Below are 11,576 nucleotides of genomic sequence, written 5' to 3' on the forward strand. Positions count from 1 at the left end.
TTACGGAAAAATGAGTATTGTATGTGGAAAAAAATAGGATTTATATTGTTGTTTTGTGGTGGATTATATTTTCACTCGGTAGCCCAACAAGAGATCAATGCTTTTTTTAATTCCCGTCCGTCGGAGGACTCTTTGAAGGTTATTCCCGGAATGTTTACTACTTACCGTCAAGGGGAACGGATCTTTTGGGAAATACCCGATTCGTTATTCGGGCGTGATATGCTTGTAACGACGACTATATTGGAATCGGCTGCATTGAAGAAAAGAGAAGAAGACCGACGTTATGGGTATTCCGGGGATCTCTTTGGGCCGCTGATTGTTCGTTTTCAAAAAGAGGGTAACGAGGTTTTATTACAGGTGCCTCTGTGTGACCGGGTGGGAGTGGACCCGGGGAAAGGAGGGATTCATCATGTGGCCCGGCAACGGGGAGATTTCATGTTAAACGGGGTGTTGCCCGTGCTGGTGAAGACTTCTTCTTCGGTATTGGTGGAGGTGTCCCGGTTGTTGATGAATAATCCCTTGTTCAATTTGGGCCCGTTCAGTTTTGAGTTGAAAATGGGGATGGCCGAAAGTGAAAAGAACCGTATTGGCGAGATAAAAGGATTTCCCGGGAATATACTGATTCGTTCCAGCAGGAGTTTTTCCGTGGAGGAGTATTCCATGGTGGGAGGGAATGGATCAGGCAATAGCTATACGACAAGTTGGGAAATCGGCGTTTGCTTGGCTCTTTTGCCCCGTCAGCCGTTGGAAAGGCGTCAGAAGAATAGTGACGTGGGGTATTTCAGTTTTGCAAAAACTGATTTTTCAAAAAGTCGTTTTGCCTTGTCCCGGATCTCTTGTGTGAAACGATGGAGGTTGGAGCCTCGAGACCCGGAGGCTTATGCGCGGGGAGAATTGGTGGAGCCCGTGAAACCGATCGTTTTTTACGTGGATCGGGAAACGCCTTCTCGTTGGGTACCCTATTTTATCGAAGCGGTGAACGCTTGGCAGAAGGCATTTGAACGGATCGGGTTTAAAAATGCGATCCGCGGAGAGCTGGCCCCGACCCCGGAGGAAAATCCTGATTTTTCGGAATATGATTCCCGTTATTCTTTTATTTCGTGGAAAGTTTCTCCGGTGCGGAATGCTTACGGGCCATCGACAGTCGATCCGAGATCCGGTGAGATTATAACCAGTCATGTCGGAATATTCAGTAGCGTATGGGATCTGGTGCAACAATGGTATTTTGCCCAATGTGGTACGAATGATAAACTTGCCCGGGAAACGATAGTGCCGGATAGCCTGCTCGGGGAACTTGTTAAGATGGTTGTTTCTCACGAAATCGGGCATACGTTGGGATTGGAACATAATTTTATAGGTAGCAGCCTTTATTCAGTGGAACAACTTCGGGATGATGCTTTTTTGGAAAAACATGGGATGGGTTCTTCCATTATGGATTATATGCGTTTTAATTATGTGGCTAGGGAGGAAGATCATGTCCGTTTGAAAAACCGGGTTGCCCGCATCGGGGAATACGACTGTTTCGCCATTGATTGGGGGTACCGTTACTTACCGGACCGTACGGGAGAGGAATGGAACGAATGGGTAAGGCAGGAGTTACGTGATTCTTCCAAACGTTTCGAGGCGGGCCTGGATGCCAGGGCGCAATCGGAAGACCTGGGAAACGATCATGTCGAGTTTAATTCTTTGGGAATAGAGAATTTAAAGCAATTGATGGCCATGGCTGATATGTGGAAGTGTACGGATCGTCAAACGTATCATATCGTGAAATCCCGGTTTCACGGGATGATCCAACAATATTCCTTATTCGTGGATCACGTGCTTCGGGATATTGGCGGGATGTTGAAATGTGAGGGGGATACAACGAGGTTCTATAAACCGGTTGGTCGTGATTATATGTCGAAGGTTATGACGTTCCTCGGGCGGTACGTCTTGACACCTTGCGATTGGTTGTACCGGGATTCCTTGGGAAAAAGTCTCGGGGAGGATACGCGGGTGCTGATGAACAATTTTTATCAAACCACGATGGAAACTTTAGTGGGAAAGTTTGCGACGATAGCACGCATGGAAGAATATATGCCGGGCGAAGTGTATACTTTGGATGAGTATTTGGGAGAATTGCATCGGTGGATATTTAGAGAGTGGCGGGAAAATACCGCTGTTTCGGATGCCCGTTATGTTGTTCAGTCTGCTTACGTGAAAGAGTTGAAGGCTTTGTTTGAAAAAACGGGGTACGTTCCTTCTCGGGTGTTGGTGGAGGGGTTGGCAGAGATCGGAAAGATCTTGGAAGAGGGGCGGAATTATATGGCAGGCTTAGAGGGAAAGGAAAAAAGGCGGATCGCCTTATTGTTAGAAAGTATCGAATCTTTACAAAATTAATGATTGAGTATGAAAATAGGGTATAGGTTGTGTTTGCTGTGTTTGGTAATCTGTTGTTGGACGATAGGAAAAGGTGTTGGTCAAAATACCGTAGAGCAACCACTGGCTTTTGAGAAATTTTTTCACGGGAAAATGGAAAAGATCTCCGGTGTTCTTCCTGTCTACCGGGATTCTGCAAAGGTGTATATAGAGATTCCGGAACGTTTGCTGGGCCGTGAATTGGAAATCCGGGCTCAAGTGAACAAAGGATTCGATATGGTAGCCCGACCATTGGAAAGTATGGGGGTCGTGTATTTGCAGAAAGTAGAAGATCATTCGATTTACATTCAACGTCGCTTGTTCTCCGAGCGGGTTGCGGATAAAAATAACGAGTTGTACAAGGCCTTGTGTAAATCAAATAAGCAACCGGTAGATATCATTTATCCTGTAGTAGCCTATTCAGCTGACGAAAAGGGATATATAATAGATATCACGGACATGTTGAAAACCGGGGATGATTGGTTTAAGGTGACCGCTTCGCAAATTAGAGAACAGGATGCTTCTCGGGCAAGAATTTTGGGCGTACATGAATTTTCGGATGGAGTAAGTTTTACGATACACCGGATGTGTGGATTTTCTCCCGAACGGTTGTTGGATAACGTGATCCCTCCCCGGGGTTTTTTAGCGTTGGAAATCGGTTGTGTTGTGACGTTACTGCCTGAACGGGAGATGAGGGAGCGTTTTGCCGACAGGCGTTTCGGCTACCAAGTGATTTCATTCTTGGATTATTCCCAGAATCCTTATCGGGCAGAAAGTGATTCGATTATTCGGAAATGGAATCTTGGGGTAACGGAAAACGACCGGGGAGAGTATCGGAAAGGGAAATTGGTAGATCCTGCCCATCCGGTTGTGTTTTATATCGATACTTGCTGTCCTGCCGAGTTTGTGCCGTATATTAAAGAGGGGGTGCTGGCATGGAATGCCGCTTTTGAAAAAGCCGGTTTTAAAAATGCCTTACGGGTGAAAATGGCGGATTCGAAAACCGTGTTGGAAGAACAGAGAGCCGTTATTGCCTACGATTTACATGAGGCTGGAATCCGAACAGGCTACACGTTTCATCCAAAAACAGGAGAAATTCTATCTTGTCGGGTTAATATAGGACATGGCTTTTTGCCCAAGGAGTTGTGGAGGTATGTGCTGGAGTGCGGAACTGTTGACGATCGTATCCGGAAAGAGTTTTTTCACCCTGACGTGGTGGGTGAAATTTTGCGGAGCAAGGTGATTCGGGCTGTGGGGAGCGTGTTGGGGTTGAAAGAAAATTTGGCGGGAAGTGCCGCTTATACCGCGGAGCAGGTGAAAAGTGTAGCTTGGTTGAAGCAGCATGGGTACACGGGTTCTATTATGGATAATAACCCGTATAATTATGCTGTTCAAAAGTCAGACAAGGTGGCGGCAAGGGAGCTTATGCCTCGGATCGGTGACTATGACTGTTTGGCAATCGAGTGGGGGTATCGGGAGTTTCCCGCGAGCAAAAACGCCTATACGGATCGCGAGGCTTTGCGGGAAAAGTTTCAGAAATGTTCAGCGGGATATATGTTTCCCGCATCACAGGGGATAGAGGTTAGAGCGGGAGATCTGTCTTCGGAACCGTTGAAAACGTTGGGATTCGCTTTGAATAATTTACTCCGGTTGAACGAGGCATTGGGAAATATCGTTTATTCGGACAAACGATATGATTCGGGTTGGGCGATCATGGATGCCAATCGGCAAGTAATTGATAAATACGGTGAGTATTTATTGCAAATAGTCTCCTGCTTGGGAGAGAAAAGAGGGAATGTCCCCTTGTCGGTAGAGGAGCAGCGGGAAGCGATGGCTTTATTGGGCGAGTATTTATTTGCCGGTGATAGAGGGTTGATTTCTCCTTTGGCGAAGGGATGTTCTTGGGATGTAAAGACAACTTACATTCGGCAGATGACAACTGTATTTCAAAAATTGTTGTCCCCGGAAGTGTTGAAACGTATGCAGGATATGGAGCAGGTGTGCTTGGAGAACGTCTACACGTTGGATATGTTTTTCGGTGACTTGTTCTCCATGTTATTCTGTGATTTTAAGGTAGATAGTGAAATCTCTTTTTCCCGGATGGATATGCAGGTAGCGTGTGTAAACACTTTGTTTGAGAAGGTGGCTGATGTTTCTGTTCCTGTCGTGAAATGGAAAGTGCAGGAACTTGGAGAACGATTGAAAGTGTTGGCCGGACGGCACGAGGATGAGGCGGTCCGAAAAATATACGCCATGTTGAGTATGAGAATCGAAAAAGTGTTGAACAAATGAAAGGTAAAGTGATGCGAAATTATTTTTTCTTGTTTCTGTTTTTGTGGGTGGGTAGCGTGTGTGCCCAGAATCAACCGGTTATTTTAGATGAACACAACGTGGTTGAATTGAATGATGCGAAAGAGTGGGATCGTTTTATCAAATCGTGGGAAGCGGTACCTTTGGAAATGAACGCTCAGAATGGGGTCGAAATCCAGAATTTGGCCATTTATGATGATTTGGTTGTGGTCAGGGGTATACGGGACCAAATGGAAAATATCTTATTGTTTGATATTTCCGGTAAGTTTTTGCGGCAAATCGGTAGTCAAGGAGACGGTAAGGAGCAATATGGAGTGATTGGTTGGGTTCGGGTAGATCCGTTGGAGCGAGAGATCGGAGTGTATGACGGTCTTTGGGGGAAACGCTATGTGACCTATGATTTTGAAGGTAATTTTAAAGGAAGTGGGGTATGTGAGGATTACATGCACTACATGCGGCGGGTGTATCCCTTGGAAAAAGATCGTTATTTGGGATATTTTGCGTGTAGCCTGAACAGGCTCTGTTATTTTATTTCGGATAAGGAGTTCACGAAATTTGATACTTTGCGTCCTCATTACGTCCGTTTCCCGATGGGAGTGGTTGATTTTTCTATTCATCCGATAACTATTTATGACGGGAGGATTTCTTTTGTGGCCCCGTTGTGTGATACGATTTTTGAATATGACGGGCATAAATTGCAACCTCGTTTTGTGACTAAGGTGCATTGTTCCGTACCGGATGATTTTGACCCGGGACATAAAGATTATCTCACTTGGGTGGCACGTTTGAAAAGGGAAAAGGGCTATTTCTCGAAAGATGAAATATATGAAACAAAGAATTGGTTTGTAATTACTTACGAAACAGGTAAGTTGATGTATAACAAAAAAACGGAGAAGGCTTTTTATATGCCTAAAAATGTAGCGATGAGAGGGGATATGATTTATCCAGATGATTTATGGGGCGAGTGCGGGGAGAAACTGGTGGCTGTATATACCCCGGGAGAATTGTTAGCCATGAAAGATAAGATGGAAAAGGAAGGGGTGGTTTTAACGAAAAGGATGAAACAATTTTTCCGGCAGGTAGAAACTGAAAGGCAATCAGTAATGATTTTTTATACTTTCAAATAGAGATTGCGGGTGATGGGCTTGGTTCATTCAGGAGGAATCAACTTTATAGTACATGAATGTAATGCTTGTTTTTATGTCAAACTCCTCGTCACCTCGTGTCAAGTGACGAGGAATTGGTTTGCTGTAAAAGTGGCTCAAGTGGAAAATCTGCGTGTGAAATTTGTTTTCCACACGCAGATTTTTCCATTGTTTCTTTTTTACCATACGCCCACATTTGCTCCAAACACCCTCAAAACAGACAAAAAGAAAAGAGAGTCACTTTCGTAACTCTCTCTGTTTCTGTGGTCCCACTTGGGCTTGAACCAAGGACCCCCTGATTATGAGTCAGGTGCTCTAACCAGCTGAGCTATAGGACCTACACTTGCGTGTGTTAAAGTGGTTAGCCTTTAACGGGTGCAAATATAGTGTTTTATTGAAATTCGGGCAAATATTGAGGGGCTTTTTTTTGAAGGTTCGTGGGAGATACCGTAAATTTATTTACATTTGCGTGTAGATGAACTTATTAGTATAATTGATAAAATTCGTGGTGTGAAAGTTTGTTTGTTAGTGATAGGAAAGACAGATGCGGAGTTTGTACGGGCGGGGATTGCCGAGTACGAGAAACGTTTGAAATATTATATTCCTTACGAGATGAAGGTGATCCCGGATGTGCGGAACACGAAAAACATGAGTGAGATACAGCAAAAAGAACGAGAAGGAGAATTGTTGTTGGGGCAGTTGGAGGCGGTGGATTATGTGATTTTGTTGGATGAAAAGGGAAACGAGTACACTTCAAAGGCTTTTGCGGACTTTTTGGCACAGAAGATGCTGACAAGTATGAAACGACTTGTATTTATCATCGGGGGACCTTACGGTTTTTCGGAAGAAGTATATAAACGTGCAAACATGAAAATATCACTATCCAAGATGACTTTTTCTCACCAGATGGTGAGGATAATCTTCACGGAGCAATTATATAGGGCAATGACTATATTGAAAGGAGAACCTTATCATCATGAATAAAGCGAGGGTGAAAAGCATGAAGAAGTTTTGGCTCGTACTGTCACTAGCCATGTTCTGTCTGGCCGTGGCCTCTTTGTGGGAGTATTCTCTGAACGATTGGTCCGTGGATAAGAAACTGTTTCTTTTTCAAGAACGGTTGAAGTTCGAGGAGAAACGAATTGACGATCAATTGCGGAAGCTGGATCACGAGGCGGAACGGCAAAATCCGGAATGGAAGGGTAAACAGTCTGTGTTGGTCGGCTTTAAGGGGAGTAAGTTGGTTTACTGGAGTAACGAGAGAATCGGTTCGCCTCGTTTGTACGAGATATTGTCAGCGGGAAATGATTTGGTGAAGATTAATAATCTTTATTTTGATGTTCGTAAGCATGCCGTTGGGGACACGGTTTATTACGCACTTCTGTTTATAAAGGAGGATTACCCGTATTCGAGTAACTACGTGAAAAGTCATTTTAACCCGTCATTGGGGGAAAATTTGGATGACGCGAGTAAGGTGATTATCCGGGAGACGTGGGAAGATGGGGGAGAACTCGTGTACAACCGTGACGGGAGGCCTTTGTTCAAGATAGAGAGTCGAGTGGAGCATGGGGATGTTGTGCCCACTTATTTCTTGTTGATCCCCTATATCATGTTTCTTTTCTTGTTGTTTTATGCTTACGAAATATCGCTGGATAGGGCCCGATCGTTCCGGATGCAACTGTTTCACGTGTTCGGTTTTTTCTGCTTTATCGTGCTGATGCGTGCCTTGATGGTTGAATACAAGGTTCCGCAAACTCTTTATGCTTTGCCTATTTTCACGACTAGTCAGGTTGGGGGACGGTTTATCGTGTCAGTGGGAGATTTGTTTGTCACGATGTTCTGTTTGGCACATTATTTCTTTATAACCTTTAACAAGCTGAAAATTAAGTATGACGAGCCTCGTTTGGTGCGTTATAAATATATATTCCTCGTAGGATTCGTGATAGGCGTGTTTTTCTACACGAATTTGTTACACTTTTCGATTAACACGTTAATCGAGAGTACGCAGGTCAGCTTGAATATTGCCCGTTTCATCAATGTCGATTTCTCGTCAATCGTGGCTTTTATCACGTTGATTATTGCCGGGATGGGATTTATCGTTTTAATCAACAGTTCTGTGCGTTATTTCCAGAATTTGTTCTCTATCAGTCAGGCGTTTTTTGGAGTAACTGGTGTGCTTGTTTTTTGTGCGGCACTCTGTTATTTCTTTAATTTCTCACTGTCCCCGTTGGAGTGTCTTTTCCCGTTGTCGCTTTACCTGTTGTTTATTCTGGGGGTGTATCTGATGAAACAGGATGCCCAGAAGAGTATTTTCATGATCGCGCTCGTGGTGGTCTGTATTTACATCATTTTCTTGGCAAAGAGTAGTGAGATTCATCGGGAACAAGGGGTGAGGGCGAGTTTTGCGAACGAGATTATCAAGGAGAGAGACCCGATTTTCGAGCATAAGTTATTGGAAGTTAACGAGGAAATAAAACAAAGCCAGAAAGTGGATTCGCTGGTGACAGTGGGGGATACGGACTTATTGGCGGCTTATATTTCAAGCGAGTTATTGGATATGACGGGATTTTATTATACTTGTAAGGCGATGATATGTGATCCACGGGACACGATATTGTTGACTCCTACTTACGAAAAATACGGTTGTGACAAGTATTACGACAAGCTAATTGATAGTTTGGGAACCCGTGTTGGGTACACGTCGTTTTTCAATATAAAAGATTTTGACGGGGTGGTTGAGTACCTCGGGCGTTTTTCTTTCTCCACGCCTCGGGGTGGTAGTTGCGTGTATATTCGTTTCGAGTCGAAAAACCGTCATGAAGGGATCGGGTATGCTCAAATTCTATCTAGAGAGATCGGGGTCGAGAAGGAGGCCCGTTATCCCTATTCTTACGCAAAGTACAAGAATGGGGTATTGGTGGATTCCAAGGGGGATTTTAGTTATCCCCGTTCTCTGGAACGTTTCGGGAAGATCGAGCACGCCCGGATTATGAACATGGACGGGTTCTCGCACATGGTGATTCCCGTGGAGAATGATGGGGTATGTATCGTAAGTTTGGGTGATGACGTGTTTGCACTCTACTACTTGAATTTGTTGTATGCTATTTTTGTCAGTGGTATCTTGACTTCTTACGGGATGTTCTTCCGGTTTGACGGGGGATGGGGAAGTTTCCGACAGACGAGTCTCACGTTGAGAATTAAAAAGAATATCATCACGTTGATCGGAGCGTTGTTCCTGATCATGACGATCATGAGTATTATCGTGAATGCCGAGAGTTTTGAACGTCGGCATAGTTCGAAGGTGATCGAGTTGTCGCGGTATATAACGGATGAGTTGGAACATAATGATTGCGTGGATGCCGCGAAGTGTCCCCAGATATTGAAAAAATTGAAAGATATGTCCGAGGTGCTTTGGGTAGATATTAATATCTATAACTGGGATGGGGCTCTCGTGGCGACTTCCCGGCCCGTGATATTCGAGAAGGGATTTGATGGGACATTGCTGAACCCGAAGGCTTTTGAACAGATTGTTAAGAGGGGACAGATTAATTTTGTACAGGATGAGCGAATTGTGGAATTGGCATACATGGCGGTGTATATGCCATTGGTGCTGGAGAGTGGGGAGAGGTACGTGTTGAGTATCCCGTATTTTACCCGTGGGGAGGAACTGAATAAGGATATTTTGCTGATCGTGATTATAGCGGTAAATATTGCCATGATCGTGATGGTGCTTGCCTTTATTCTGTCGAGTATCGTGGCCGAACGGATCACGAAACCGCTACAAGTGGTGAATGAGAAATTGCGTCAGATGAGGGTGGGGGGAAAGAACGAGAAGATTGTGTACCACGAGCGGGATGAAATTGGTATGCTGGTGAAGGAGTATAACGAGATGGTTGATAAACTGGAGGCGAACGTGAAGAAGTTAGCGAAGTCGGAGCGGGAGAGCGCTTGGCGGGAGATGGCCCGGCAGATTGCTCACGAGATCAAAAACCCGTTGACCCCGATGAAGTTGAATTTGCAGTTTATGCAGCGCACGTTGCAGAAGGGGGATATGGAGGAAGTGCGCCAGCGATTTAAGGATATTTCAGCCGTGTTGATCGAACAGATTGATCACATGGCATCGATTGCCTCGGCTTTCTCTGATTTTGCCAAGTTACAGGAGGCGAATAACGAGTGGTTCGACCTGAGTGAATTGGTAAACGGCTGTGCAAAGTTGTTCCATGAGAACGTGGATGTCATGGAATGTGATATAGAGCCGAATGTTTCCGTGTATGGTGATCGGGATCAGGTGAACCGGGTGATCGTGAATTTGTTGAAGAATGCGGAACAGAGTATCCCGGAAGGACGGGAAGGGCACGTGTTGGTGCGACTGAAAACGGTGTTAGGCAAGATCATTTTGCTTGTTAAAGATAACGGTTGCGGAATTCCGGAAAGTATCCGGGATCGAATTTCCGAGCCTAATTTCACGACGAAGTCCGGGGGAACGGGACTAGGCTTAGCGATGTCCTACAAGATTATAGAGGCGATGGGTGGCTCGATCACTTTTGAAAGCGTGGAGAATGAGGGTACGACGTTCTATGTGGTACTGAAACAAGACAATTGAAATGATTAAGTGATTGACGATTTAATGATTAGGTGATTAAAAAAAGGATAGAAAGGGATCACTTAATCGGAAATCATTGAATCATTTAATCCATAAGATTTAAAATTCTTAAGGCTGTGTTGACAACTCGTTTGGGAAGAATGTCGACCATACATTTTTGCCAGATGGATTGTTTGCATTTACCATGACCGTCTTTGGTACAGGGGCGGCAGGGAAGATCGACTTCGATGACTTCGACTTGTTTGCCCGTGGGGTAGCCGAAGGCCGTCGGGCCCATCAAGGCGATGGCTTTCGTGTGGAACAGGTCCGCAGCGTGAAGAAAACCGGTATCCCCACTGATCACGAGGTTGGATTGCTTCACGAGGTAACAGGATTCCAATAGACTGGTTTTTCCTGTCAGGTTGTTGACTCTTTCGGGTGCGATAGCCTTGATGGTCTCGCAGAACGTGTCGGTCGGGCCTGCCAGAATGATAAAACGGTAGTCGGGCATAAGTTGGATCACTTGCTGCCAGTTACTAACCGGCCAACGTTTCATTTCCCAGTTGGCGGAAGGAATGAGTGTGATGGTCTTCGGGGTAAGCGTACGGTGAAAACGTTCCTCGTATTCTGCCGGAAAATTCCAATCACAGTAATCGGATTCAAAATTCGTGATTCCCCATGTGGCTAGTGGTTTTTGGTAAGAAACGATGCCCCGGAACGGTTTGTCGAATTTGTTTATCCGTAGTTTAAAAAGCAAAAATCGTTTCCAGCGGTCCTTGTGGCGTAGCGTGTAATGCGGTCCTCTTGGAAAAAGATGGTAAAAGGGCGGGAGTAACACGGCTTTCAAGATGTTGGAGCGGATGTTGCTGTGTGCGTCGTAGATATAATCAAATTTCTCGGCTTTCAGTTGACGGGCCATTTGTAATAAACCTTTGAATCCCGTTTTCTTATCATATCCCCATACCCGGTCGATGCGTTTGTCCATGTTAAGGAAAGAACCCATGTCTTTTCGGGCGATCCAGTGAATTTCAGCATCGGGAAAATGGTTCTTGATGCCGTTTACGACATTCATGCATTGGATGATGTCTCCGATGGAGCTGAACCTGATAATGAGAAATTTAGCCATATTTAAAACGAATTTG

General features: G+C 44.9%; 7 protein-coding genes and 1 tRNA gene. 5 read left to right on the top strand and 3 right to left on the bottom strand.

The features are described 5' to 3' along the window. Positions 1-21: 21 nt before the first annotated feature. The 3 genes from R8806_RS18515 to R8806_RS18525 are packed head-to-tail and all read left to right on the top strand — an operon-like array spanning position 22 to position 5,834. Positions 22-2,379: a zinc-dependent metalloprotease gene (locus R8806_RS18515; protein WP_164719571.1), complete on the top strand. Its 2,358-nt coding sequence runs from the start codon at positions 22-24 to the stop codon at positions 2,377-2,379. A 9-nt stretch (positions 2,380-2,388) separates the two neighbouring features. Beyond that, a complete protein-coding gene (locus R8806_RS18520) occupies positions 2,389-4,689 on the top strand; it encodes a DUF5117 and DUF5118 domain-containing protein (RefSeq protein WP_124316067.1) in 2,301 nt (766 codons plus the stop codon). After that, positions 4,686-5,834 carry a 6-bladed beta-propeller gene (locus R8806_RS18525; RefSeq protein WP_124316068.1) on the top strand — a complete coding sequence of 383 codons (1,149 nt, stop codon included), beginning with the start codon at positions 4,686-4,688 and terminating at the stop codon, positions 5,832-5,834. Before R8806_RS18520 ends, R8806_RS18525 begins: the two co-directional genes overlap by 4 nt. Before the next feature lie 27 nt (positions 5,835-5,861). On the opposite strand, the gene R8806_RS18530 is transcribed toward R8806_RS18525, so the two are convergent. Further along, complete coding sequence (locus R8806_RS18530; RefSeq protein WP_164719573.1) at positions 5,862-6,038, bottom strand: hypothetical protein; 177 nt, start codon at positions 6,036-6,038, stop codon at positions 5,862-5,864. Between the two features lie 78 nt (positions 6,039-6,116). Then, positions 6,117-6,190, bottom strand: a tRNA-Ile gene (locus tag R8806_RS18535). Positions 6,191-6,362: 172 nt separating this feature from the next. Here R8806_RS18535 and rlmH point away from each other — a divergent pair. Beyond that, on the top strand, positions 6,363-6,836 hold the full coding sequence (gene rlmH / locus R8806_RS18540) for a 23S rRNA (pseudouridine(1915)-N(3))-methyltransferase RlmH (protein WP_124316069.1): 474 nt from the start codon (positions 6,363-6,365) through the stop codon (positions 6,834-6,836). Further along, a complete protein-coding gene (locus R8806_RS18545) occupies positions 6,829-10,455 on the top strand; it encodes an ATP-binding protein (protein WP_124316070.1) in 3,627 nt (1,208 codons plus the stop codon). Before rlmH ends, R8806_RS18545 begins: the two co-directional genes overlap by 8 nt. An 85-nt stretch (positions 10,456-10,540) precedes the next feature. Here the strand turns inward: R8806_RS18545 and R8806_RS18550 are convergent, their stop codons facing one another. Beyond that, positions 10,541-11,560, bottom strand: a complete 1,020-nt coding sequence (locus tag R8806_RS18550; RefSeq protein ID WP_124317914.1) for a glycosyltransferase family 9 protein — start codon at positions 11,558-11,560, stop codon at positions 10,541-10,543. Positions 11,561-11,576: the final 16 nt, after the last annotated feature.

This window comes from Butyricimonas faecihominis, assembly GCF_033096445.1.
Taxonomy (GTDB): Bacteria; Bacteroidota; Bacteroidia; order Bacteroidales; family Marinifilaceae; genus Butyricimonas; species Butyricimonas faecihominis.